18 protein-coding genes are annotated in these 24,720 nt (G+C 61.1%); all 18 read right to left on the bottom strand.

Annotation, left to right across the window (positions count from 1 at the left end):
- Positions 1–48 precede the first annotated feature (48 nt).
- A complete protein-coding gene (locus QWI18_RS19500) occupies positions 49–2,967 on the bottom strand; it encodes an EAL domain-containing protein (protein WP_369319622.1) in 2,919 nt (972 codons plus the stop codon).
- 31 nt (positions 2,968–2,998) lie between these two features.
- On the bottom strand, positions 2,999–3,850 hold the full coding sequence (locus QWI18_RS19495; protein ID WP_065988842.1) for a phosphate/phosphite/phosphonate ABC transporter substrate-binding protein: 852 nt from the start codon (positions 3,848–3,850) through the stop codon (positions 2,999–3,001).
- A 335-nt stretch (positions 3,851–4,185) separates the two neighbouring features.
- Complete coding sequence (locus QWI18_RS19490) at positions 4,186–5,019, bottom strand: Brp/Blh family beta-carotene 15,15'-dioxygenase (RefSeq protein WP_369319621.1); 834 nt, start codon at positions 5,017–5,019, stop codon at positions 4,186–4,188.
- Between the two features lie 26 nt (positions 5,020–5,045).
- The gene (locus QWI18_RS19485; RefSeq protein ID WP_369319620.1) at positions 5,046–5,738 is read right to left on the bottom strand and encodes a bacteriorhodopsin; all 693 of its coding nucleotides are present in this window, start codon (positions 5,736–5,738) and stop codon (positions 5,046–5,048) included.
- Between the two features lie 158 nt (positions 5,739–5,896).
- On the bottom strand, positions 5,897–6,100 hold the full coding sequence (locus tag QWI18_RS19480; RefSeq protein ID WP_369319619.1) for a DUF1289 domain-containing protein: 204 nt from the start codon (positions 6,098–6,100) through the stop codon (positions 5,897–5,899).
- A 6-nt stretch (positions 6,101–6,106) separates the two neighbouring features.
- Positions 6,107–6,460 (bottom strand): hypothetical protein, encoded by a 354-nt coding sequence (locus tag QWI18_RS19475; RefSeq protein WP_369319618.1) that lies wholly within the window; start codon positions 6,458–6,460, stop codon positions 6,107–6,109.
- Between the two features lie 35 nt (positions 6,461–6,495).
- Positions 6,496–7,443: a CDF family Co(II)/Ni(II) efflux transporter DmeF gene (gene dmeF, locus QWI18_RS19470; protein ID WP_296311992.1), complete on the bottom strand. Its 948-nt coding sequence runs from the start codon at positions 7,441–7,443 to the stop codon at positions 6,496–6,498.
- Positions 7,444–7,463: 20 nt separating this feature from the next.
- Positions 7,464–7,739, bottom strand: coding sequence for a metal/formaldehyde-sensitive transcriptional repressor (locus QWI18_RS19465; protein ID WP_065988849.1), 276 nt, complete (start codon positions 7,737–7,739; stop codon positions 7,464–7,466).
- A gap of 88 nt (positions 7,740–7,827) precedes the next feature.
- Positions 7,828–8,589: a YoaK family protein gene (locus QWI18_RS19460; protein WP_369319617.1), complete on the bottom strand. Its 762-nt coding sequence runs from the start codon at positions 8,587–8,589 to the stop codon at positions 7,828–7,830.
- Between the two features lie 95 nt (positions 8,590–8,684).
- Complete coding sequence (locus QWI18_RS19455) at positions 8,685–9,407, bottom strand: Crp/Fnr family transcriptional regulator (RefSeq protein WP_192130315.1); 723 nt, start codon at positions 9,405–9,407, stop codon at positions 8,685–8,687.
- Between the two features lie 64 nt (positions 9,408–9,471).
- Positions 9,472–18,117, bottom strand: a complete 8,646-nt coding sequence (locus QWI18_RS19450; RefSeq protein WP_369319616.1) for a glucoamylase family protein — start codon at positions 18,115–18,117, stop codon at positions 9,472–9,474.
- Positions 18,118–18,244: 127 nt separating this feature from the next.
- Entirely contained in the window at positions 18,245–19,621 is a 1,377-nt protein-coding gene (locus tag QWI18_RS19445) for an ATP-binding protein (RefSeq protein ID WP_369319615.1), read from the bottom strand.
- On the bottom strand, positions 19,618–20,280 hold the full coding sequence (locus QWI18_RS19440; RefSeq protein WP_192130318.1) for a response regulator: 663 nt from the start codon (positions 20,278–20,280) through the stop codon (positions 19,618–19,620). The genes QWI18_RS19445 and QWI18_RS19440 overlap by 4 nt, the downstream gene beginning before the upstream one ends.
- A gap of 10 nt (positions 20,281–20,290) precedes the next feature.
- Positions 20,291–20,932: a tetratricopeptide repeat protein gene (locus QWI18_RS19435; protein ID WP_369319614.1), complete on the bottom strand. Its 642-nt coding sequence runs from the start codon at positions 20,930–20,932 to the stop codon at positions 20,291–20,293.
- Positions 20,929–21,738: an SDR family oxidoreductase gene (locus QWI18_RS19430; RefSeq protein WP_369319613.1), complete on the bottom strand. Its 810-nt coding sequence runs from the start codon at positions 21,736–21,738 to the stop codon at positions 20,929–20,931. Before QWI18_RS19430 ends, QWI18_RS19435 begins: the two co-directional genes overlap by 4 nt.
- Positions 21,725–22,414 carry a TenA family transcriptional regulator gene (locus tag QWI18_RS19425; protein WP_369319612.1) on the bottom strand — a complete coding sequence of 230 codons (690 nt, stop codon included), beginning with the start codon at positions 22,412–22,414 and terminating at the stop codon, positions 21,725–21,727. The genes QWI18_RS19430 and QWI18_RS19425 overlap by 14 nt, the downstream gene beginning before the upstream one ends.
- Positions 22,411–23,892, bottom strand: a complete 1,482-nt coding sequence (locus tag QWI18_RS19420) for an AMP-binding protein (protein WP_369319611.1) — start codon at positions 23,890–23,892, stop codon at positions 22,411–22,413. The genes QWI18_RS19425 and QWI18_RS19420 overlap by 4 nt, the downstream gene beginning before the upstream one ends.
- The gene (locus QWI18_RS19415) at positions 23,882–24,562 is read right to left on the bottom strand and encodes a thermostable hemolysin (protein ID WP_244656887.1); all 681 of its coding nucleotides are present in this window, start codon (positions 24,560–24,562) and stop codon (positions 23,882–23,884) included. Before QWI18_RS19415 ends, QWI18_RS19420 begins: the two co-directional genes overlap by 11 nt.
- Between the last annotated feature and the right edge of the window lie 158 nt (positions 24,563–24,720).

Raw genomic sequence — 24,720 nt, 5'->3', positions numbered from 1 at the left:
CACAGTGTGTCAACAACTGGAGAGTGTGGCGACCTCAATATCACGGGTTTACGCAACATCAGGCTCGGCAAATCTTATGTCCAGCGTACGTGACGACTTGATCATCGCAGCGCACTCATCCCTCGGTACGGGTCTGCTGAAAAGATAACCCTGTATCTGATCGCAGCCATGTTTCACCAGCAGCTCCAGTTGCTCGAATGTTTCGACCCCTTCGGCAATGACCTTCAAGTCCAGCTCATGCGCCAATACGATGACCGCTCGGGTAATCGCCTCGTCTTCATGATTGCTCATGATGTCTTTAATGAACATTCTGTCTATTTTGAGGATGTCGATAGGGAATCGCTTCAAGTAGGCCAGGCTGGAATAACCCGTTCCGAAATCGTCGACCGAAAGGCCTATCCCGTATGACTTGATGTCTCGAAGTATTTCAACCGCCGACTCGGGTTCAATCATCAACACCGACTCAGTGAGCTCGAACTCTAAAAGAGTAGGGTTGATACCGTATTCTTCCAGGATATGTTTGACGATGTTGGCCAGGCCTTTTACCTGAAGCTGCCTGGCGGACAGGTTGATGGCGATGGGTACCAGTCTGATATGACTGTCTTCCCAGCTTTTCAACGTCTCACAGACTTTCCGGATGACCCATTCGCCCACCGGAATGATCAGGCCGGTCTCCTCAAGCATGGGAATAAAATCAGCGGGAGACACCAGGCCGAGCGAGGGATGATTCCACCTTAACAAAGCCTCCAGGCCACTGATGCTGCCATCTGCGAGGCTGACCTTTGGCTGGAAATGCAGAATAAATTCATCGCGTTCCAGCGCACCCCGTAAGAGTGTTTCAGTCTGCAGACGTTTAACGGCACTTTCGTTCATCTCGGCGTTATAAAACTTGAAATTATTACGCCCACTTTTTTTCGCATGGTACATGGCGGTATCCGCATTCTTGAGGATGACGCCGGCGTCATCTCCGTCAAACGGATAATTGGCGATGCCCACGCTTGCTGAAACAAATATGTCCTGGCCGCGAAGGTTGAACGGCTTCTCCATTGCGTCAACAACATGGGCCGCCAGGGATTTGATGAAACTTGCCGAGTAGACAGGGTGTGTGACCACAATCGAGAACTCATCCCCGCCCAGTCGCGCAACCATGCTGTTCTCATCGATGTACTCTTCCAGACGTCGACTCGCCTGGATAAGCAACTCATCGCCCACGGAATGCCCCATGGTGTCGTTCACGGTTTTGAATCTGTCGAGATCGATAAAGATGACGCTTATTGCAGATGGCGCGGAGGCTGTGCGGCTGATTGCAGCGTGCAGGTAATTATTGAGAAACCAGCGATTGGGCAAGGTGGTGAGCGAATCATTTTCGGCAAGATGGGTGAGTTTTTTCTTCGCGTCGTCTCTTTCAAGCGCGGCTGCCAACAGGTTTGCCAATGTCTGGATGTAGCTAACATCTTCACGGGTAAAAACATAGTCAGTGGTGGCATACACCCCAAGAACGCCCTTGAAAACATCCCTGCACGATATATCGACTTCCAGGGTACTTCTGATGCCATGGGTTTCCACTGTGTCATCAGTCAACAGCTTGTAGGTGTCATCAGCTCCATCGGAAATAATGGCAAGCTCAGTCGAAGCGCCCATGCGGCTGGACACTTGGCTCGCGTAGCTGCGGCGGATGTCATCGTGGGTCAGGCCAATCTCAGCGCTGAGGATCACCCCGTGACTCACTTGGTCAACGACTGATAACGCTGCCTTGCTCATTTTCAAACCTTGCGCCGCCGTTAGCGCCGCCAGTTGACCCAGGGCTCTGACGTTTTCCTCGGTCAATGCCTGCTGGCCAAACAAGGCGATCAGGTTTTGCCTTCTGGAGTTATCCAGAATGGCGACCTCGAACTCTTTTCGGTCGGTGATATCGATGTCGATGCAGATATATTTTTCAACGCCGCCCCTGTCATCGAGGATCGGGATGATGGTGCGTTGATGCCATTTATCTGTCCCGGCACGACCTGAAAGCCTGACCTCACCGTTCCACACTTCACGTTCAGGTGTCCATTGCCACGGCTGAGTGGCGCAATACATGCCGTTCCAGACTTCATCGATCGTCAACGCCAGAAGCTCAGCGCGAGAACGCTGGGCGCTGGACACGAATCGTTCGTTAACATAGGTAATACGGCCGGAGGGTGAAAATTCGCAAACGATCGAAACCTCATCCAGGGCATTCTTATGCTGCACCAATGTGTTCATCAACGATTCAATGCGCTGACCAAAGTGATTGCGCATACTGGCTGCCGTACGGTTTACCGCCTTTATGGCCTCCTGTATTTCCACGGGCGCATCGGCCACCAACATCGCTTCTGCTGCCACCGCACCTGAAGCGATTTCCGCTTCATAAGAGTGAAGTTTGTCCAGGTGTGCGAGCGACCGTTTGATCATGAACCCCATCAACAGCAAACTGGTCAGCAGAAAAAGCACTGCCAGTACGGTCGCCTGCACCACCAACGTACACAGTTCAGCCGCAATTTTCTCGGCATTGAAAGACAGGCGCATCACGCCATAATCTTTGCCCCCGATCGTTATCGGACGGTTGACATCGAATAACCGTGCGGCCACCTCGGATTCTATCCACGCAGGGGCTCTTCCAGCAGGCGCCTTGGGTGCCTGCAGACGAATGACGCCACCTGACAGGTCAATAAACATGGCCGACTTGAACGGTGAGCGAGACAGGGTTTTTTCGAGGGTCCTTTTGATGGTGTCGTAATCGCCGATGATGACACTTTCTTCAACGGCCTGTGCCGCCACCTCTATCAGCATGTTAGCGCTGTCTTGTATCTCTTCAATGTGCTGGAGCATCTGGTTTTTATAAAAAAGACCCAGCCCGGTTGTCAGAAATACTACGATCAAAAAGGACAGCATCGCCAATATGCGCGACGTCAGTGATCTGGGCATCAGGCTTTTAAAGAAATTCATTAACAGCCTCTCCCGCTAGGTGTGAGATTGATTACTTATGGTTTGCTGGAGCGCTGTTATAAAAATCACGATAGGACGCATAATCCGCTTCCGTCGCAGGAATAAACTTGATCGGTTCAGGTGCATGGACGAGCTCAGTCGCGTCATGAAGAATTTTGCTGCCTTCACTATCATATTGCATATTAAAAAATGCATCGGCGACCGCCGTCAGTTCTTTTTGAGACACTCTGGGCGAGGCCATGAGGGCTAAGTCGTTAAACAAGGACGAGTTCCACAGTACGCGGAACGACTTGCCTTCTCTCTCGGTGTAGCCGCTGACCAGCTGTGAATTAACCCCCATTGCCTGGGCCTTGCCACTGATCAGCTGGCTGAACGCACCATCCATGTTTCCTGCAAACACCGTAGACGTATTTATCCCTTTCTTTACCAATTCGGCGCTGGTGACTTTGTAAGCGATGAACGCTTCGGGTCCCGGGTACACGACTTCCTGGCCTTCCAGTTCAGCAAGGCTATGGATGGGGGAATCGGCAGGTACCACGATTTGCCCTTCCAGGGGAGGGGCGTCACGGCGACCAAACACCTTCCAACCCATTTTGTCGCGCTCTGGACTGAAAAGATGGTTGGTAAAAGCGAAATCAACTTCTTGTGCGAGCACATAACTGGTGGTGTCGGAGGAGGTACGCCCTAATTTCAGGGTCAGGTTCACGCCGCTTTTGTCGGACACGTACCGAATGATCGGGTTCCAGAAACTGGCTGAGAGATTAAGGTTGTATTGATTGACCGGCGAAAAATTGTAGACTTTAACGTCTTCGGCACTCGCCACATTTGACAACCCAAAAGACAGCGCAATAATAAAAGCTTTGCAGGTTAGGCGTAACGTCACGTGTTCACTCCAGCGGTAGACTAGCTTCTGACCCAACGGTGATTAAAGTTAAATCAAACTCATCAATCCAATATAATCGGCCGGGCGCGGGGGATCTTAAGCACCCTTTGCTTAAATAATTAGTTAAGTCTATTGGATCCACTAATCCGCCCGCATTGGTCCCTGTGATAAGGCCGTTACCCCATACTCGTTTGGATGAGGGAGGTGATTGGAGGAAGAGCCGTTATTCCGACAGTGGATGCATTCCTGATGGTGACGCGTCTGGCCCGCCCGGGCATTGGTCTTGGTAGAAGCAAGGCGACCTGAGTGGGTCAAAGCGTTAGTGTGCGGGTCAGTTACCGCTCAACCACTCGCGCTTCCGAGGGTGGCGGGCCGTCTATACCCGCCGCTTTACCCACTGGCAGAAAACGCGGCAATACGATCATGTGCGGTACTGCAAAGGCCGTTAATACAGCGAACAGCGCGCGGATTCCGGTGCCTTCCTGCAGCAGGAAGACAAGACCTCCAACCAAGATGAACAGAGCAGCGCCCAGGCATATTGGCCAAGTGAGGCGCAGGTAGGCAGACAGGTGAGGCGCGCCCAACAGACGCTGGCGAACCTGGGTCTGAGGCGCGGCGTGCAAGCTATAAAATCCAACAGCGAAGCCGACGAGGGGTGGTAACAGCACCACGGCAAACAGCGTGGCCGCTAACCACAGGCTGCGTTGGCGCCAGGAGGCCAGCAGCAATACCGGTAGCGCGATGACGCCGCTTGTGGCGAGCAACCACGTCAGCCGTTCCGCCAGTCCATGGGGTTCGCCCGAGCCGATGGTTAACGCGAGCAACCGGGCGACCTCTGTCCCATGCACCACTGCCGGACCGCCAATGATGAAGAGCCCCAACGCCAGCGATGTCAGCCGCTCGTGGAACAATTCATCTTCATGGAAAAAATGCCAGGCCGACAGCAGCAGAAACAACAGGAGTGCTGTCGCACTTGCCAGCTGCCAGCAGAGTAGACACCCAAGGGCTGTCGCCAGGTAGGAAAAGAGGAAAGCGGGGCGTCGTGCCGTTGCCACCAGATGCATATCGCTTACCCCGTGGAGAAGCCCCAGGCCCAACCCTACCGCCAGCGCAAACGTCATCTGCGTCGCTGCCCCGGACAGGCTGGCAATCACGGCGGTCGACAGCATGACTAGCCACCCCGTCCTGTTCACTCTCAGGCGCCTGACTTCGCCAGAGCGGCGTGCAACTTGCGCTCGGAGGTGAAGGCGTACACGACCTTGGCCAGGACATCGAGTACCAAGAAGATCCAGATGGTTGCGGCATCGCTTACCATCCATATCCCCTCTGGCCCGATGGCGAAAACAACCGGGTAGATCAACCAGAGCACAGTGAGAAAACCGATATTTTTACGGTACGCCGCGCCAATGGCCGGATGCTGCCCGGCGATATTCGCCAGTGGCTTCCACAGCAGATAAAGCACACCGACAAAAGCCGCGCACGACCAGGCAAAAAATACCCATTTCAAGGTGCCGTAAGGCGCCAACGAGGCGATCAGACCGGCCACTATCATCATCACATCCAGGGTCACGATAGACGCCACGAAGCCGGCTTGGCCTTCCTGCTCACGGCCGCCCAGATACGCCGAACTGACGACCCCGGCCAGCAGCAGAGGCGTGGTTAAGGCCCAGTCGACGTAGCGAGCGAGATAGGTAACGCTGTCGTCCGGTTTGATCAGGTTACCCACGCCCAGGTACATGCAGAGGTAGGCCGTTGCCGCAATGAACGGGACGGCGGAATGGACCAGTGTGTGGCCGCGCAGTGGGCCGCTGTGAGCGCCTTTGGCGTAGATGGCCAACGAGGCAAGCGACATGATGACGAAGCCCAGGAGCAGAGGTATTGGGGTCATTGGGGTGTCCAGATAGTCTATGAGATCCGCTTGGCGACGCCATCTCCCAATCCGAGAAGGTTTTGCCGAGCGCTGCAGTCAGATAGAGAAGTCACGGACTAAAATGGTTCAAGATGTTTCTCGGGTGCTCAAACATTCGGCTGAATGTGCCTTCACCGTTAACACTCACCGCCATGCTCGGCTTTCTGCTCCTTGCGAAACTGCTTCAAACGCCCACTCGCTCTTTGCACCGCCGCCATTTTTTCAGGCCGCTTCATGCGTTTCCACTTTCTGATGTCGTCCTTCGTCCGGCCACAACTCACACACAGATCACCCCTGAGCTGGCACACCGCGATGCATGGGTTTTCAATTTCTTTGGCCATCGTCAGTCACCCTTGACCAAGTCGCTTTTGCCAGTTGCCCTCATGAGCGCGCTGGCATTCCTCTTCGGAGTCAAGGCGAACATTGCGATCGGAGAGTTTCAGGTCGATGCAGGCTTCATTCAACGCAATGGCCGTCAGCTCAAAAATGCGCGCCTTCGCTTCAAGCTGAGCGTGCTGTTTGTCCGCCCGCGTTTCGAACACCCAGATCACCTTCAGGGTGTCAGCCAGCGCATTCAGGTCAGCCGTGTGGGTCAGCCAGGTGAAGCCTTTGATCTCACTTTTTGCTGTCTCGCACGCTTCGGTCAGCGTGGCGATTAACCGGCGTTCGATTCGCGCCAGTTCACGTTTGCCGGGTGGCATGGCAATTTCCTCTGGGGCAGGGCAGAAGCGCTCAATCAGGCCGGTCGAAATTCGACCGTCAGGTGCCTGATTTCATGGACCGGCTGGAGACGTTCACGGATGGTGTCGGCGTTCGCAGTGGCGGCGCCAAGGACGCTGACGATGGCCGCATGGGCTTGGGGGCCGACCCGCCAGACGTGCAAGTCGGTGATGGTGGCGTCTCCCGGTTCTTCAACCAACTGGCGGATCTCCTCGGCAACGTGTGCGTCAGTCTGATCGAGCAATACGCCTGCGGTGACGCCCATCAAGGTCCAGGCCCACCGCGCGATAACGAGGGCGCCAACGATGCCCATGGCCGGGTCCAGCCATACCCAGCCCAGATAACGACCGGCGAGCAATGCAGCGATGGCCAGCACCGAGGTCAGCGCGTCCGCGAGGACGTGGACATAGGCCGATTTCAAGTTGTTGTCGTTGCCATGAGGGGCATGGGGATGGCCGTGATGATCATGCTGATGGTCATGATCGTGCTCATGATCGTGTCCATGGCTGTGCCCGTGGCCCAGCAACAGGGCGCTGACGATGTTGACGATCAACCCGGCAATCGCGATGAGGGTAGCGGTGCCAAACTGAACATCGGTGGGCTGCAAGAGGCGCATGACGGATTCAACGCCGATCCCCAGGGAAACCATGCCGAGAATAAGTGCCGACGCGAAGCCGCCCAGATCCCCTACCTTTCCTGTGCCGAAACTGAAGCGCTGGCTGGAAGCGTTGCGTTTGGCGTAAGCATAGGCGGCCGCGGCGATGCCCAATGCACCGGCATGCGTCGCCATGTGAAAACCATCGGCCAGCAGCGCCATCGAACCGGTGACATACCCGGCGGTGATTTCACCGACCATCATCACCACCGTCAGCGCCACCACCCACAGAGTACGCCTGGCGTTCTCATCGTGCGCCGAGCCCAGGAAGACGTGGTCGTGCAGGTAATTGATGTTCGGACTCTGCATAAGCGGGCGCCTGGATGTGTTCACTTGGAATAACGACGAATGGCTTCAAGCAGCTCTTCGACACCTTTGCTGCGCTCGGCTTCGCTGAGACCAGGATCCGCCACGTGAGCGCGCGCGTGGTCTTCAATGATCTCCTCCATCAGGCCGTTGATGGCCCCGCGAGTGGCGGCGACAAGGTGCAGCGTCTTGGCGCAGTCGAGGTCCGACTCCAACGCCCGTTCGACGGCCTGGAGTTGTCCGGCAATGCGTTTGACACGCTTGAGAAGATCGTTTTTGTTGGCTGCGACATGACCCATCGGATACACCCCTGGCTAGACGGGATGCAGCATAGGGGTACCCCCTATACCTATGCAAGGGTTGGCTCGGGCACGGATCAACGATGGATCACCCCCGACACGCACGCCGGAAATACCGCCGCACATCGTCCAGGGCAGGCACGACCGCCAGCATGCCCAGGACCAGCGAAAGCGGTACGGTCGCGGTGTACCCCACGTGTTTGAACCCGTACGCACCCACCACACCGCCGGTGAAAAAGCTCAATGCCAGAGCAGTCAACAGTTTCAGCCGCCCGCGGTTCGCGACCACTCGCGGTTGCCCGGGCGGTGTAGCGCCGTTCCAGTAGACGAGCTTGCCGAGTTCAATACCGATGTCGGTGACGATGCCGGTGATGTGCGTGGTTCTGATTTCAGCCTTGGAAACCTTGGTGATCAAGGCGTTTTGCAGGCCCATGATGAAACACAGCAGCATGACCGTGAGGGACACGATCAATCCGTCCACGGCCGCCAGCCCGGGGCCCAGAAAGCCGAAGCAGAGTAGTAAAAACGCCTCGAACAACAGGGGCAAGGCGAACGCGCTGTGCAGGCGTCTGCGGCGGGAATAATTGACCATGATGGCCGAACAGGCGGCGCCTGCCATGAAAGACAAGAGGGCGCTGCCCCCGCGCAGCAGCAGGTCGTACGCACCCAGCACCGCGTTATCGGCCATGGACGAAAGGATGCCGGTCATGTGCGAGGTGTACTGCTGAACCGCCAGAAAGCCCCCGGCGTTGATGGCGCCGGCCACAAAGGCCAGGACAAACCCGAGGTGGCGGTTAGCGTCCGGTGTGCGTCTTCGGCCGGTCAGGCTGCGGATGTATCTGATCGCCATCAAAGGGTCCCGTGGCTGCTGAAGTTCCTGACGCCGTTTTCATCCGATCCGTGCAATCACCGCCTTGAGCCTTCAAGACCCTGATAATGACCTGATCACTCACGTCGTCGGGTATAGCTCAGCAAGCGGTCGGACTCGGCCTTCACCACTGAATAGCATTCGCAGCTCAACCGTTCCAGTCGCGGGCGGTCAAGGACCTTGATCTGGCCCCGAGTGTATTCGATCACGCCTTGGCGCTGCAGCTTGCCCGCCGCTTCGGTCACGCCTTCTCTGCGCACACCGAGCATGTTGGCCATCAGTTCCTGGGTCATGGTCAGCTGATTGCCTTGCAGTCGATCCAGCGACAACAGCAACCAGCGGCACAATTGCTGGTCGATCGAATGGTGGCGATTGCACAGACCGGTCTGTGACATTTGCGCAATCAGGGCCTGGGTGTAGCGCAGCATGAGCAGCAACAGCTCGCCGTGACGATCGAATTCTTCCTTGAGTTTATGGCCGGGCAGGCGGAAGGCGCCTCCGGCACTCTGCACCACCGCGCGGCTGGACGTGCTCTCGCCACCCATGAACACGGCAATGCCGACAAGCCCTTCGTTGCCGACCACGGCGATCTCTGCGGAGGCGCCGCTTTCGGTAACCTGCAGCAGGGACACGATCGAGTCGGTGGGAAAGTACACCTGACGCAAAATGTCCCCGGGCTCATACAGCACCTCACCCAATACCAATTGCACCCACTCCATGTGCGGCGCCAGACGCACGAGTTCTTCATCGGCCAGCGCAGCAAGCAGGTGGTTGTCGACGGGCTGCGGCGCGGTGTACATGGTGGAGCTCCAGGAGTGGGGACGACCAACGGAGAGTACTCCAGTGCAGCGCCGGCGCTGGAGGTCAATCATCGGCCGCTTTCGCGTAATCCACCGGCTTGGGGGCTGCCGGCTGCGAACCGCCGCACTGGATGCGAACCCAGCGCTCCGATCCATCGTCCACCAGCGTCAGTGTCATTCCGTCCACTGCGGTGCCGTCCAGCGTCATCGAGCTGCCGGCCGTCTCGCCACGGACCACCTCGAAGTGGTACTGCGTCCCTGCAAAGCGGTAACTCAGGTTGAACCCCGGCCAGTCCTCCGGCATCAACGGCTTCAGCTGCAGCAGGTTGCCGCTGCGCTGAAGCCCCAGCAGTGACTCGACGCCCAACCGGTACATCCAGCCAGCGGAGCCGGTGTACCACGTCCAGCCGCCGCGCCCCGCATGGGGTGCAGTGCCGTAGACATCGGCCGCCATCACATAGGGTTCGACTTTATACGTGTCGATCCTGGCGCTGTTGAGGGGGTCGGCCGGGTTGATCATGTGCAGCAATTGCCAGGCCTTGGCCGTGTCGCCCAAGTGCGCGAACGCCATCGCCGCCCAGACCGCCGCATGGGTGTACTGCCCACCGTTTTCGCGCACGCCCGGCACATAACCCTTGATGTAGCCCGGGTCTTGCAGACCCTTGTCGAACGGCGGATCGAGCAGCAGGACCGCACGGATATCCGGCTTGACCAGGTACTGATCCACCGCTTGCATCGCCCGTTGCTGCCGGGCGGGTGATCCGGCGCCGGACAACACCGACCAACTCTGGGCGATGGAGTCCAGCCGACACTCATCGTTGACTGATGAGCCCAGAGGTTGCCCGTCGTCAAACCAGCCGCGGCGATACCACGCGCCATCCCAGGCAGACGCTTCCAGGTTGTCGCGCAGCTGTTTCGCCTGTTCACCGCAACGTGCAGCGAATTCGCTGTCGCCGTGGCGTTCGGCGACCCGCGCAAAGCGCTCAAGCACATGGCACCCGAAGAAGCCCAGCCAGACGCTTTCACCCCGGCCGAGATAGCCCACGCGGTTCATGCCGTCGTTCCAGTCGCCACTGCCCATCAGCGGCAGACCGTGTTCGCCACGGCTCAGGCTGTGCTCGATGGCGCGGACACAGTGCCGATACAGCGGCTCCTGCAAGGGAGAGAGACCGGGCAGGTCGTAATAGGATTCTTCCCCCGGCCCCAGCGCGCGCCCTTCGAGGTAGCCGGCGGGTTCGTCCAGCACGGACAGATCACCGGTGACCTCGACGTAGCGGCTGGTGGCGGCGACGAGCCACAGGAAATCGTCGGAGCAGGCCGTGCGCACGCCTCGATTGAGGGGAGGGTGCCACCAGTGCTGAACATCGCCCTCGGCGTATTGATGATTGGCGCACAGCAACAGATGCGTCCGCGCAGCCGCCGGATCGGCATGAATCATCGCCATGCTGTCTTGCAACTGATCGCGAAAGCCGATGGCGCCACCCGACTGGTAATAACCGCTGCGGGCGAGAAACCGGCAGGCGATCACCTGGTACATCAACCAGCCGTTGAGCATCACATCCAGGGCCGGTACCGGGGTCTTCACCTGAACCACCGAAAGCACCGAACGCCAGTGGTCTTTGACTTTCTGCAACTGCTCCGCCGCCACCTGCACGCCTTTGTAGCGTTGCGCCAACTGGGTGGCTGCCTGGGGATTTTTCTCCGCACCCAGGCGCAAAATGACTTCGGTGCCTTGCCCGTGTGCGAGCGCCAATGTCACTTGTATCGCAGCGCACGGGTCCAGACCGCCACCGGTTTTTCCCGACAGCCCCTTGTGCCGCATCGCGGCGGGCGACCGCAGGCTGCCGCAACGTCCGATGAATTCGGTACGGTCCGCCGTGACACTGTGATCGACGGTGTCGGTGTCGAAAAACGCCACGCGCTCGCTGAATTCCACCGACCAGGCGTTGCGCGCAAACAGTGCGCCGCTGGCAGGGTCCGAATGGGTGACCACGTGCATGGCTGATTTGCTGCGCAGATCGCCCAGCACCCACTCCACATAGCCGGTCACCGTCAGGTTGCGCTCTCGCCCCGAGACATTGCGCAGCACCAGCCTGGAGAACTTGATCGGTGCATCCAGCGCCACGTAAACCCAGAGCTCGCTGTGGATGCCGTCTTCCTCGTGCTCGAACACGGTGTAACCAAAGCTGTGGCGGGTTCGGTAAGCGCCAGTGCCCGAAGCGGGTTGCGGGGTGGCCGACCAGAAGAGGCCGGTGTCTTCATCGCGCAGGTAAATGACCTCGCCGACGGGGTCGCTCACCGGGTCGTTGTGCCAGGGAGTCAAACGGTATTCGTGGGCATTTTCAGCCCAGGTGTAAGCACTGCCGGACTCCGAGACCACCGTGCCCATCTGGGCATTGGCAATCACGTTGGCCCAAGGAGCTGGCGTGGGATGGGAGGCCGGGGCGTTGATGATGTACTCGTCGCCGTCCTGGCTGAACGCACCGTAAGCGTTGCTCAGCGGCAGCGAAACGCGCAACGGCGCAAGGGCCTTTAATGGCGCTGGCACATGAACCACGGTAGCGACAAACGGCGCGTGCACCCGCACGACGCGGCGGCGGTGAACCTGTTCGGCCAGGGTGCCCAGGCCTTCGGAAAACACCAGCCGCGCGGCGGACAGGATCAGCGTGCGGTCTTCGTTGGACATCTGCTGCGCCATGCGCACGAATATGCCGCCCGGCCGATCCACCAGCGTGGCTTCGCTGCCGGAAGTGACCAGTCCCATGATCGCGTCCTGCAGTTGCTGGCGATAACCCACCTGATCTTCGTTCCAGATGAGGAGGTCCGTCAGCAGGCCTTTCTGACGCCAGTAGGCGTGGGCCTGAATCATCTTCTGGACCAGCTCGATGTTCTCAAGGCTTCTGACCTGCAACAGCACGATGGGAAGGTCGCCTGAAATCGACTGCCCCCACAGGCCCTGCTGATTGCGCAGGTTGGCCGTCAGCACGGTGCTGTCGGCGCGCAAGCCTGCGTTGGCGTAAATCAGGGAAGAGGCCATCTGTTCAAACAAACGGGCGTCGGCAGGGGAAACGTTGAGCTGACGCAGCAGCACCTGGCTGTGGGTCCATGACAAATCGAAGACCCGGTCCGCCAAGTGTCGGTCCCGGTACTTGTTGATCAGCGAGAGGCAGTCTTCGCGGCTGTCCGCCACGCCCGTGACCAGATCGATGGTGCCTTGCTGCCCGGGCTGCAGGGTAATCCGGCAACGGATGGCGACAATCGGGTCCAGGACCGGGCCGGCGCTGCCTGACAGTTGCTCGCAGTCCGGGTCCAGCGCGGCCGGCGACTGGGTGCTGCGGCCTCGGCCAATGAAGCGTGCGCGGTCGGTCTCGTAGGAGATGGCCTGGATATCAACGCCATGGGCCGCCAGCAGGTGGCACATCCACGGCGTGTGTTCATCGCTGGCCCGCGGGCGACGGCTGCAGACGATGGCTTGCAGCGGCAGCAGCAATTCGGTCTGCACGAATAATTTGCTGAACGCCGGGTGCATGGCGTCCGTTTCCGGTGACGCCAGCACCACTTCCGCGTAGGTGGTGATCTCCAGCGTCTTCGCAGACTCCCCGCGGTTGGTCACGTGCAGGCGCCGCAGTTCGATGTTGTCTTCAGGGGAGACGACGATTTCCATGTGGGTGTCGAAACCCAATTCCCGGGTGCGAAACTCGGCGCGGGCATCGCTGAAAATAGCCTCGTGGCTCTCGGCCCGGTGCAAGGTCGGCTGAAAGGCACTGGACCAGACGGCGCCCGTGGCAACGTCTCTCAAGTAACAGAACATGCCCCAGTTGTCCCGGGTTGCATCTTCATGCCAGCGGGTGGCGGCCATGTTGTCGAGGCGGCTGTACCCGCCGCCGGCGCTGCTGAGCATGACGTGGTACCGGCCGTTGGAGAGCAATTGCACCGCCGGGCGCTTATGCCCCGGGTTGGCAAACACCCTCAGGTCGTTCTCCTGCCCGGCGCCGGTATCACTGGCGGCGGGCTGCTGGGCGGTTTGCAGGTAAGGCGCGGCCACTTTCGGCACCCGCTCTTGCAACAGCAGCAGGGCCGATTGCAGGGCAGGGTCCGACTCAAACCGCCGTTGCATCGGCTGGTTGAGCAGCACGCTGGTCAAGGCCAGCAGGCTCATCCCCTGATGATGCGCCATGAAGGACTGCACCCAGGCGTAACGCTGGCCCCGCGGCAGGCGCGCTTCGGTGTAATCGACCGCCTCGTAGAATCCGTAGCGCCCGGAGGCGCCCTTGCGGGCCAGCCGCTGCAGGTTTTTGCAGGCCGCGTCGGCGTCCACCATCAAGGCCAGGACGCTGGCGTAAGGCGCGACAACCACGTCGTCGCCCAGGCCGCGCTTGAGGCCGAGGGCCTGAACGCCGAACGCCCGGTACTGATAATTAAAGTGCGCATCCAGTGTGTAATAGCCCGATTCCGACACCCCCCACGGGATGCCCAGACGTTTGCCGTGTTCGATTTGCACGGCCACCGCCGCCCGGCAGGTCTGGTCAAGCAGACTGCCGTCGTAGTTGGGCATGACCAGCATGGGCATCAGGTATTCGAACATCGAGCCGGACCAGGACATCAAGGTCGGTACGCCGGCGGAGTCACCGAGCAGTCGCCCGAGGGTGAACCACGCCCGCTGCGGAATCTGCCCCTGGGCGATCACCACGAAGTTGGTCAGGCGCACTTCTGACGCCAGCAGGTCGTAATAACCGGTGTCCAGGCGACGCTCGTCGGCGTTGTAGCCGATCACGAACAAGTCGCGCTTGTTGTCATAGAGCAGGGAGAAGTCCATCTGCGCCAGATCGCTCGTCAGCAGAATCAGGCGATCGATCCGGGCGATAGCGTCGAGGGCCGTTCTGCGCACTGCTGCTATGCGCGGGTGATCCTCCGCAGCCCAGTCAGCTTCGTCCAGCCGGGACAGCGCCCGCAGTGTGCGGCGACGGGGTTGGCGGCCGGCCAAGGGCGGCGGCAGTCGATAACGTTCGAGGGCCGCGAGCCAGTCATCACACTGCGCGAGCAAGGCGTTTTGCCAATACACGCCTTCTTCGCTGCCACCGGCTGCCATGGCTGCAACCCGGGCACGGACGGTCTGTAACGCCGTCAACAGCGCACCGATGTCATCGGTTCCGGCGGGCTCGTCGAGCAGGGGAAAGAGCGCGGTCAACGTGCCAGCGGTGTCCGTCGTTTCAAGCAGCGTGTCCAGCGTGATGCGCAGGCCCTTGAGCATGGCGGCATCGAACACCGCAGCGTCGGGCAGCTGGATCAAGCCGGCGCGCAGAGTCAGCAGGTGCCCGGCCAAGTTGCCGCTGTCAACGGTGGAGATGTACTGAGGGCGCAGGGGCTTGAGTGTCTGCGTGTCATACCAGTTGTAGAAATGTCGTTGGTACCGCTCCAGGCTGTCCATGGTGTCCAGCGATGCGGACACACGCTGCAGCAGTCGGTCGGTGCTGAGGTAACCGAAGTCGTGGGCGGCCAGATGCGCGAGCAGCGCCATGCCCATGTTGGTCGGCGAGGTCCGGTGGGCGATCACCGATTTCGGCTCCTCCTGAATATTGTCAGGGGGCAGCCAGTTATCCTGGGGCCCGACGAAGTCATCGAAGAACGCCCACGTCCGCCGCGAGAGCACCTGCAGGAAGCGCAGTGCGTGCACCGAGGGCTCGAACACGGCATTTTCCGGCATCGCGCTCAGGCGCCAGGCGATCCAGGGGCCGGCAGCCCAGGCGAGCAGGAACGGCATGGCAATCAGCAGAGCCAGCGGGTCATTCATCAAACCGGCCAGCCCGCAGAGGGCGAGGGCAGGGCCTGCCCACATTTCGCGGTAGAGTCCCGGCAGCGGGTTCTGCGTGTTGCGCTCCACTTCCCGGGAGGGTTGCCACTGCAATAACAGGCGACGGCTGAACAGGATGCGCCAGAGCGAACGGGCAATGGCGCCCACGCTGTAATACATCTCGAACGGCAACCATGCGACGGTGGCAGCGATCTGGGCGAGGTCCTGCCCCAGACTCCTGCACAGCGCGGCCAGGTATTGCCGGTAAGGCACGTTCAACGGCGGTTGCAACCCGTCGGTCAGGGTCCTGAGCAACGGTTGCATGACCAGCAAGCCGACCACCGCCAAGGTCCAGGCCAGCGGTTCACTGCTGGCGAACCAGCCCCAGGCCAGCATCAGCAACACTGCCGCCGGCTCAAGGCTGCGGCGCAGGTTGTCGAGAATCTTCCAGCGGGCCATGACATCGAGACGGTTGCGTGCCCATTGGCCGCGGGTGTTCAGGGTCCAGGGCAGAATCCAGGGGATCAGCTGCCAGTCGCCGCGAATCCAGCGATGGCGTCGCTTGACGTCCACGCTGTAGCGAGACGGGTATTGCTCGTACAACTGCACATCGCTGAGCAGGCCTGACCGGGCGTAGCAGCCCTCGATCAAATCGTGACTGAGGACCTGGTTGTCCGGCAGACAGCCCTCCAGCGCACAGGTGAACGCGTCGACATCGTAGATGCCCTTGCCGATGAACGAGCCTTGTTTGAACAGGTCCTGGTAAATGTCCGAGACCGCCCGGGTGTAGGGATCAACGCCGCCGCCACTGCCAAACAGGCGCGAATAGATCGAGCGGGGGGTGCTGGTCAGGCTGATGCCGACCTGGGGTTGCAACAGCGCGTACCCGGAAATGACACGCTCACGTCGCGCGTCGAACACCGGGCGGTTCAGCGGGTGCATCATGGCGGCCACGCATTGGCGGGCAACCTCTCCCGGCAGGAGCGTGTCGGTATCAAGGGTCAGCACATAACGCACCGCGCCAAGGGCAGAGGTGTCGCCCACGATGGTGGTAAAACGGTTGTCGTCCGCACCCCGCAGCCAGGCGTTGAGGTCAGTCAGCTTGCCGCGTTTGCGCTCGTGGCCCATCCAGGCGCGTTCACTGGCGTTCCAGCGGCGCGGGCGGTGAAACAGGAAAAACCGCGCGGGCAGTTCGTCCTCGTATTTGCCGTTGAGTCGGTTGATCGCCGCCGAGGCATAGTCGAGCAGGTCTGCATCCGCTGCCTGCACTTCGGCCGGCGCATCGAGAAAGTCGGTCAGCAGCGCGAAGAAAAGATTGCTGTCGCGATTGGCGAGGAACCTGACTTCCAGGCCCTCTACCAGGTCGTCGACGTCCGCGCGCGAACCGATCAGCGTGGGAATGGCGACCAGCGTGCGCGCTTCATCGGGAATTCCGTTGGCATAATCCATCTTCGGCAGCATGGCGGGCAGCAGGCTGAAGGTGACCAGCCAGTTGATGAGGCTGAAGGCCAGGCGACTGGTCATGACCAGGCAGGGCACGGCCAGTGCGATGAGCGCGAGATCGGGCAACCCGTCCCGGTGTGCCGAAGACAGCAGCGGCAGTGCAAAAATAATGGTCAGGGCACCGGCAGGTGCCAGGTAAAACGTCAGCGGTGAGCTTTGCAGCAGGCGTTTCCAGCGTTCGTGAAAGGGCACACGGGCGCCCAGCTTTTGCTCGAGCACCCCAATGCCGGGGCCGACCAGGAAATACCCGATATGGCGGGCGAGATCGTCTCCGGCTGACGCGTCCCGGTGTTCTCGGGAGAGCGCCACAACGGTCTGCGCGACGGATATTTCAGTGCGTCCACTGCGCCTGGCCAGCCGTTCGATGACGTGGCGATAGCTGTCGCGGGTGGCGAAGTCCATGCGCGGATAGACCTCGGCCGGGTCCTGTTGAAGGGTCTGCTCGACATGGCTCATCCCTTCGACGAACTCGCGCCAGGGGGTCGCTGACAGCAGGCGCAGGCTGGCGATGCTGTTGCTGATGGACATCTGATCCGCCGACTGCTGCTGCGCATCGAATTGCACCTGTCGCTCGATGCTCGAACCGGTCTCGGCGAGCAACTGCTCGATCCAGTTGAGGGGCAGCGCCAGGGCAGCGCTTTGACCCTGCAACCGACGGGCGAACTCGGCAACGAAAGCAGCGGTCGTGGGCGGGGACGAATGGGCCATGTCAGCGACAGTCAGCACCACGCTTTTCACGTCGTGCTCGGACACCTCGATGAGCCGCTCGGCCCAGTCATCCGCCAGATTGCGATCGTCCCAGTTGGCCATGACCCGGGAGGCCACCCGCCGCAGGTTTTCGATCAACGCCAGGCGCAGCATGATCGGGATGGCCCACAACTCGCCCAGCGCCAACGGCATGACCGTCTGGTACGACACCACGAAGCGCGTAAGGCTCAGTTCGTCAAAGCGGCCATCACCGTGGGAAATGGTCTCCAGGGCAATGTCGTACACCCTCGGCAAACCGCTGGAGGGCCCATTGCTCAGGCGCGGCAACTCACGGCTGTAACCCTGGGGCAGGTGCGACCTGGCTGTGCGGATGTGATCTTCAATCAGGAAAAAATTATCGAGCAGCCACTCGGCGGCGGGGGTGATCCGGCGGTCGGAGGCCTGGGCCTCAGTCAACGCGCTGCAGCTTTCCTTGAGCAATGCCTCGTTGTCATCCAGCCTGCCCAGCAGGAAGTCCCGCGTGGTCACTGCACCGAGCTGATGCTGAGTGGCCAGGTCTATGCCGTGGCTGGCCATCTGGTCGGCGTTGAAGAGTTCGGCGCGCAGCAGTCGCTCGTAGGCGAACGCCAGCTTCGGGTGGGCCCCGGCGCGACCCGCCAGCCTGACCCGTGAGATCGCCTGTTTGGTGCGTGTCCATGTGCTCGTCATTAGTTTCCCTGAAATGACTTGCACTCCGGCGGACGCAGCGTTTTGGGCGGTGTGCGCAGCGGAGCGCCGGCACTGATGTGCCCTGGTGAACGATGCGTTCAGACCACGACAGTGTGAGTACGCTTTCTCAGGGCTGTCTGTTCGCTGGCGCACATAGCGTCGCGCGCAAGCCTTTCCCGGCGCGGTTCTCCATGATGATTTCCCCGCCCAGGCGCCGCGCAATGGTTTGCACGATGGTCAGGCCCAGGCCGACGCCCTGATCATTGCCGCGGCTGTAAAAGCGTTCGAACAGGCGCTCCCGCTCGGCTTCGTCGATGCCAGGCCCCTCGTCGGCAACGCTGAGCCGGAAAGCGCCATCGCCGAAGCCCAGGGTCACACTCACCTGACCCCCTGCAGGCGAGAAATTGACGGCATTGGTCAACAGGTTTTGCAGCGCGATGTCGATGGCAGCGAAATCGGTCGTCACCTCACGGGACGGCTCAGCGCATTCGAACACCAGTTCCAGCCCTCGGCTCAATACCCACGGCGTCATCTGCACCAGGCTGTCGCGCACGGCAGCGACCACGTCAGCGCTGCGCGTCGGCACGGGCCCCGCGCCGGGCTCCAGTCGTGCGATGGTCAGCAGCTGATTGACCAGGCGTGTCGTCCGATCAACGCCCACGATCAGGTAGCTCAGGGACTCATTGCGCTGCGCGTCGTCGCGCGCTTCGAGGACGTTCTGTGCATGCACCCGCAGCACCGCCAGCGGCGTGCGCATTTCATGGGCGGCGTCGGCGATGAAGCGTCGTTCACGGCTCAGCACATCCTGAATCTGTCCGAGCAATCGGTTCAGGGCCGCTTGCATGGGTTCCAGCTCGCTGGGCAGGGGCGCCAGTTGCAAGGGTTCGAGGGAGCCCGGATGACGACCGCGCAGGGTGGCGGCCAGATCGGCCAGCGGCTTGAGGCCCCAGCCAATGGCCAGCCAGATCGCGCCCATCAGCAGCAGGCTGCCGATCAGATTGGGGATCACCGTGTGGCGAACGATGCGGTTGACCAGGTCCGAGCGCACGTCGTCGCGCTCGCCAACCCAGATCACCAGGTCATGCTGCGCATCCCTGAGCACGAAGGTGCGCCATTCATGTTTGCCCAGATCATTGATGTCGCTGAAGCCGGTGTATTGAGGCGCATGGGTCAGGGTCGGTGCGCTGGGGGTGTGCACCAGCAACCGGCCTTGAAGGTCCCAGACCTGAAAGGCGATTTTGCTCTCGTAGGGGTGGCCGTCGACTCGCGGTTCGGCCTGAGCCAGGGCCTGATTGAACGCCTGGTACAACTGCGCATGCTCCTGCCGCGCCAGGGGCATGCGCATCACGCCCTGCAGCAACCGGGCGTTGGTGGCGAGCTGGGCATCGTAGACTTCGGCGATTTCGTGGTTGCTGTCATGGAGGTTGACCAGGGTCAGGATCAGCAGGCCGATCAGCACCAGTCCAAGGATCAGGGTCAGCGTGCGGCGGCGGATCGACGTCACGGGCGATCCTCCACCAGGTAGCCGACGCCGCGTACGGTGCGGATCAGCTCGCTGGAAAACTTCTTGCGCAGGTGATGGATGTGCACTTCGAGGGTGTTGCTCTCTGCTTCTTCGTTCCAGCCGTACAGCAACTGCATCAAGCGTTCGCGGGTCATCACCCGGCCCGGTGGCGAGAGCAGTTCGTATAACAGCTGGTATTCCTTGGGGGTGAGGGCGACGAGATCATCCTTGTAACTGACTTGCTGGGTGGTCGGGTCCAGGCGGATGCCCGCGTGCTCGATCGTGACCCGCGCGCGCCCGGCACTGCGCCGCAACAGCGCCCGCAGGCGGGCCTTGAGTTCGGACAGGTCGAAGGGCTTTATCAGGTAATCGTCGGCCCCTGCGTCGAGGCCGGCAATGCGGTCTTCGGTGGCGTCCCGTGCGGTCAGGATCAGCACCGGCAGCGCCGAGCCACTTTCACGCAGGCGCCGCAGCACCGCCAGGCCGTCCAGCCTGGGCAATCCGAGATCGAGAATGGCCAGATCGAAGACCTCGCTCAACAAGGCATGGAGGGCGCTGGCGCCATCTTTCACCCAGTCCACCGTGTAGCCTTCGCGACTCAACGCCTGATGAATGCCCTCGCCGAGGGCGACATCATCTTCAACCAGCAGCAAACGCATGAATGCTCCGTCATTTCAGTTTCTTGTTTACGTCCACCAGCAATAGCTGGATATCTTTACGGCGTCCACTGTCCGCCACTTCGCGACCGGGCCGGGGCGCGGCGAGCAAGGCTTTTTCCAGCGCGTCCTTCGCCTGGGCATAGTGACCCTGGCGGTAGAAATGATCGCCCCAGAAGTACAGCGGATCGATGCCGTCGGGATTGAGCTTGAGCGCCTGCTCCAGGAGTGCTTGGGCCTTATCCGGGTCGCCGAACCCGATGGGCCACCCGGGCACTCGATCGTACAGCGCAGCCAGGCTGGCGTAGGCGGAGCCTTGCAAGGCATTGGGGTCCAGCGTCATGGCTTTCTCGAGGTCGGCTTTGGCCGTTTTGACTTTGCTCAGGGCACCCAGTCCGCCCTGGGCACCGGCCCAACTGCTGGTGACAATGCCCGACCATATCCAGGCCTCGGCGACGGCGGGACGCTGCTGGGTGAAAGCGGCGGACGTGGCGGCCAACTGTTCAAATGCCGCGACGCGCTGGTCTTCCGGCAACTGGTATTGAATCCGTGCCCACTCCTGCTGAATCCCGGTCAGGCGTTGCTTGTCCGGTGCATCCAGTGCCCATACCGGTAGGGCGAGGGTGGCGAGCAGTACGACGAGTAGACGTTTCATGGCTTGGTGCTCTTTTCGTGAGTGGCGCTGCTGAAGCGGCGAATGAGGGGCAGGTGTTTGCGCAGCCCGCGGTCCACCACGGCAGGCAGCAGACTGTTGAGGCGTACGAAGAACTGTTCAGGCCAGCCCATGTAAAGCTCGCGCTGATTGCCGACAATGGCGCGAACAACCGCGGCGGCGACTGTCTGCGGATCGTCCTCGGCGGTTTTCAGGGCGGAGTTGAGGGCGCGCGCTGCGGGACTGTTCATCGTTGTGCGGGTAGCGCGGGGCGCGACGTACAGCACGCCCACCCTCGTATCCGCCAGCTCACGGCGCAGCGCTTCGGAAAACCCCCGCAGCGCAAACTTGCTCGCGCAATACGTGGCGTAACCGGCATAGCCGATCGAGCCATAGGTCGAGCCGACGTTCACCACCATGGCGCGGCTGGCCTGGCGCAGCAGCGGCAACAGCAGGCTGGTGAGCTGGATTGGCGCGTTCAGGTTGATGTCGAGCATCGAATCGATCTCGTGCCCTGGCAACTGCTCCAGCATGGCGAAATGATTGACGCCGGCGGCGTTGATCAGCAGGTTGACCCCGCTCATCGCTTGCGCCGTCATCAACACGTGCTGACGACCTTCGGCGGTGGTCAGATCGGCCTTCACCCAGTGCAGTAGATGCGGGTACTGCTGTTGCAACGGCAACAGCGGCTCCTGATGGCGGCAGACGGCGAGCACTTCGGCGCCATGGCTGCACAGCGCCTGAGCAATGGCCATGCCGATGCCGCCGCTGGCGCCGGTCAGCACCACGCGCGCTTCAGACAGCCGCATGGTCGAGCTCCTTCAAAGGTTCGGCCTGGGCGAGGGGTAACTGACGAAACATGTCGGTGTACAAGCCGTAGACCACTTTCGAGGCTTTGATTACGGCCGCCTGATCCTCAGGGTCTTCAAGGCGGTCCATCAGCGTGCGATAGGTTTCCATGTGGCCGACATCGAGGCTGCCATGGGAACTCAGGTAGCTGAATGCAGTGGCCGGCAGTGCCAGGCGCTGCTGAATGCTGCCGGCGGCATGGGTCGCCAGGGCGATGCTGGTGCCTTCCAGCACGTTGACCATGCCGAACAGTCCCACCGGGTTGCCCCGGGCGATGAGGTCGTAGAGGTAGGCGACCATGAGCTCGATGGGCAGACCGGGCGTACCCTCGCGCACGGCATCGGCATCGCCACCGCAGGCGCGCAGGTCGTTGAGGATCCACTGCTCGTGGCCGTATTCGTCCTCGATGTACTCGCACACCGCGCCCCGCAGCCATTCCAGCCGGGAAGGCAGCCGCGCGCCACAGGCCATCATCAATGGCACGGTATGCCGCACGTGGTAGTAGGCCTGGGTCAGGAAGGCGCGATAGCTCTCCAGCGAGACTTCACCGTGCAGCGCCTGATGAATGACGGGCAGGTTGAACAGGGTCTCGCGCTCGGTGCGGGTGGCGTCTTGCAGCGTTTGGAAAAAACTCATGATTGAAGATCCTTTGCTCGCGTGGGCTCGGTGAAAAGATGTCGGTAGTTCGCCAGAATGGCGTCGCGTCGGGGTCGGCCGTTGGCGGTGACCATGCCATTGGCGGCGGTGAAGGGCTGATCGAGACGGGTCCAGCTGTGGACGCGTGCATAGTCCGGCAGTGCCTGGTTGGCCTGCTCGACAGCCTGTTTGATCTGCAGGTCGGTGGTGTCGGGGCGCAGCGGCCACACCAACGCATGATTGCGTGACAGGGCTTCGCCGTAGACAAACGCCTGGGCGATCCGACCGCGTTGGGTCAGCTCCGCCTCGACCCACTCAGGGTTGACGTTGCGACCGTAGCTGGTCACGAACTGATGCTTCTTGCGGCCGTGAAGGTAGAGGTAACCGTTGGCGTCAAACTCACCAAGATCACCGCTCGGCCACCACTCCGGTGTGGGTTCTGCCTCGCCGAGATAGCCCAGCATCCGCGACCCGCGAATCAGGACCTCGCCGTCTTCGGCCAGGCGTATCTGCACATGGGGCAGGGGTCTGCCAACGCTGCCGGGATGGTGGGCGTCCGGGCGGTTGAGGGCCACGACCGACGCGCACTCCGACAGGCCGTAGCCTTCGTACACCGGAATGCCAAGGGCTTCGGCGCGCAGCAACAGTTCGTGGGTGACTTTGGCGCCGCCCACCGCGATGAAACGCAGCGCTGCCGGGTTGAACGCGCGCATTTCGCAAGCGCTGACCAGCAGCAACAACAGCTGCGGGACAAGGATCATGCTGTGGGGCTGTCGCACCGCCAGCGTCGACAGCAGACGCGGCAATTCCACACCGCTGGCCCCTTGAATGCCCAGGGTTCGCTGGCTTGGCAGGCTCAGCATCGCCCCGGCGTAAAGCGCGGCATAGCAGCCGACGTTTTCCAGCAGAATGGCCAGAGGCAAGAGTGAAAGGTGGTGGGCGGGCTGGCGAGACTCGCTGGCGCGCTGCACCTCCATGGCCACCGTCAGCACGCTGGTGGCGTCCAGGCAGACGCCTTTGGGGGTGCCGGTCGTGCCAGAGGTAAACGTGAGCTTTGCCGTGCCCTCGGGCAGGGGCGACGGCTGACGGTTCGTGCGCAGCCAGAACCCCTCCTCATGACGCAATGCCGAGGAGGCGAGTTCACTGGCGTACTCGTCGTCAGCAATGACCACGTCAGCCTGGCTCTGCTCCAGGCAATGACGGCGCTGGGCTGCGCTGAAGAACGGCGGCAGCGTCACACAGGCCAGTCCTGCGAACAGAATCGCCAGGTCCCAGATCAACAGGTCCGGGCCATTCTCCAGGGCGAGGGCCACGACCCTGGCGTCCAGGTCCTTGAGCCTCTCCTGGCGCAGATTGATTTCGGCGTCCAGCTCGGCATAACTCAGTTTCAGGTCGTCGCCCCACAGCGCACACGCATCGGGCTGCCCGGCGGCGAGATCAGCGATGCGTTGGCGGAATCTGCTCAGTTCAGGCGACATGGCAGCTGTCCTCCAGGGTCAGGGGCAACCCGAAGCGTTCAAACACGCCGCTGCTGCTCAAGTGCAGGAACCCGGAGCGGATGTCGCCGACGTGCACGCTGGGTTGAGAGTCGTAGTAATTGCCCCAGGCGTGCCGGTCTTCGCCCAGGCGCAGAGGGTCGGCGAGGCACAGTGTAAGGGGGCGCAGGCCGAGGCGATTGAAGCTGTTCACCAGTCCGGCGTTGCCGGTGAACGCCACCCATTCCAGGCCGCTCATGGCGAGCAGCCAGGTCACGGCGATGATGCTCAGCCGCGCGCTGCCCAGGTTGCTGGCGGCGAGGTTGCCCACTTCGACGATGCCCTGACGGTCCACGGCCCTGCCGGCACTGGCTTCGATCATCTGCTCGACAGGCTGATCCAGATAGTTCTCCAGGAACAGTGCGCCGGAGGTGGCTACACGCACGCCGGCCACGGCGCAGAGCGTGCCGGTGTTGTCGTGGAGTCCGAACAACTCCGGCATGAAGCTACGGATCTCGGCGTTGTGCGCCTGGCGGAAGCGATGCTGGATGAACGTCTCGTAGGCGTCGCGCAGTGGCTCCTGAGACAGCGCACGATTGAGCGAGAGGGCCGGTGATTGCGCCGTGCCGAATCCCATAGGCAGGAAATCCAGAGGCAGCGCGCTGGACGGCATTGAGTTCGGTGGTAATCGGTTATTCCAGTCCAGACCCTGCATGGGTGTGGCTCCTCCCCAGTGGTGATGGGGTGGAGTATCGGGGTCGATTCTTAACGAAGTCTGAAGGTGAGAAATTTGCCTGGCCTGGCTTTCCTGCTGATCTTTGCGACGTCTTC

This window comes from Pseudomonas sp. W2Oct36, assembly GCF_041060465.1.
In the GTDB taxonomy this organism is placed as follows: domain Bacteria; phylum Pseudomonadota; class Gammaproteobacteria; order Pseudomonadales; family Pseudomonadaceae; genus Aquipseudomonas; species Aquipseudomonas graminis_B.
Note: the sequence above shows the minus strand (reverse complement) of the source record. Positions and strands in the feature narration are given on the sequence as shown.

What these genes read in the sequence shown, in the direction of transcription:
- QWI18_RS19415 (WP_244656887.1), bottom strand. Translation starts at nt 24,562, where the DNA reads ATGCCGTCCAGCGCGCTGCCTCTGGATTTCCTGCCTATGGGATTCGGC.
- QWI18_RS19485 (WP_369319620.1), bottom strand. Translation starts at nt 5,738, where the DNA reads ATGACCCCAATACCTCTGCTCCTGGGCTTCGTCATCATGTCGCTTGCC.
- QWI18_RS19430 (WP_369319613.1), bottom strand. Translation starts at nt 21,738, where the DNA reads ATGCGGCTGTCTGAAGCGCGCGTGGTGCTGACCGGCGCCAGCGGCGGC.
- QWI18_RS19490 (WP_369319621.1), bottom strand. Translation starts at nt 5,019, where the DNA reads ATGCTGTCGACCGCCGTGATTGCCAGCCTGTCCGGGGCAGCGACGCAG.
- QWI18_RS19500 (WP_369319622.1), bottom strand. Translation starts at nt 2,967, where the DNA reads ATGAATTTCTTTAAAAGCCTGATGCCCAGATCACTGACGTCGCGCATA.
- QWI18_RS19455 (WP_192130315.1), bottom strand. Translation starts at nt 9,407, where the DNA reads ATGTACACCGCGCCGCAGCCCGTCGACAACCACCTGCTTGCTGCGCTG.
- QWI18_RS19425 (WP_369319612.1), bottom strand. Translation starts at nt 22,414, where the DNA reads ATGAGTTTTTTCCAAACGCTGCAAGACGCCACCCGCACCGAGCGCGAG.
- QWI18_RS19475 (WP_369319618.1), bottom strand. Translation starts at nt 6,460, where the DNA reads ATGCCACCCGGCAAACGTGAACTGGCGCGAATCGAACGCCGGTTAATC.
- dmeF (WP_296311992.1), bottom strand. Translation starts at nt 7,443, where the DNA reads ATGCAGAGTCCGAACATCAATTACCTGCACGACCACGTCTTCCTGGGC.
- QWI18_RS19420 (WP_369319611.1), bottom strand. Translation starts at nt 23,892, where the DNA reads ATGTCGCCTGAACTGAGCAGATTCCGCCAACGCATCGCTGATCTCGCC.
- QWI18_RS19440 (WP_192130318.1), bottom strand. Translation starts at nt 20,280, where the DNA reads ATGCGTTTGCTGCTGGTTGAAGATGATGTCGCCCTCGGCGAGGGCATT.
- QWI18_RS19465 (WP_065988849.1), bottom strand. Translation starts at nt 7,739, where the DNA reads ATGGGTCATGTCGCAGCCAACAAAAACGATCTTCTCAAGCGTGTCAAA.
- QWI18_RS19435 (WP_369319614.1), bottom strand. Translation starts at nt 20,932, where the DNA reads ATGAAACGTCTACTCGTCGTACTGCTCGCCACCCTCGCCCTACCGGTA.
- QWI18_RS19460 (WP_369319617.1), bottom strand. Translation starts at nt 8,589, where the DNA reads ATGGCGATCAGATACATCCGCAGCCTGACCGGCCGAAGACGCACACCG.
- QWI18_RS19450 (WP_369319616.1), bottom strand. Translation starts at nt 18,117, where the DNA reads ATGACGAGCACATGGACACGCACCAAACAGGCGATCTCACGGGTCAGG.
- QWI18_RS19480 (WP_369319619.1), bottom strand. Translation starts at nt 6,100, where the DNA reads ATGGCCAAAGAAATTGAAAACCCATGCATCGCGGTGTGCCAGCTCAGG.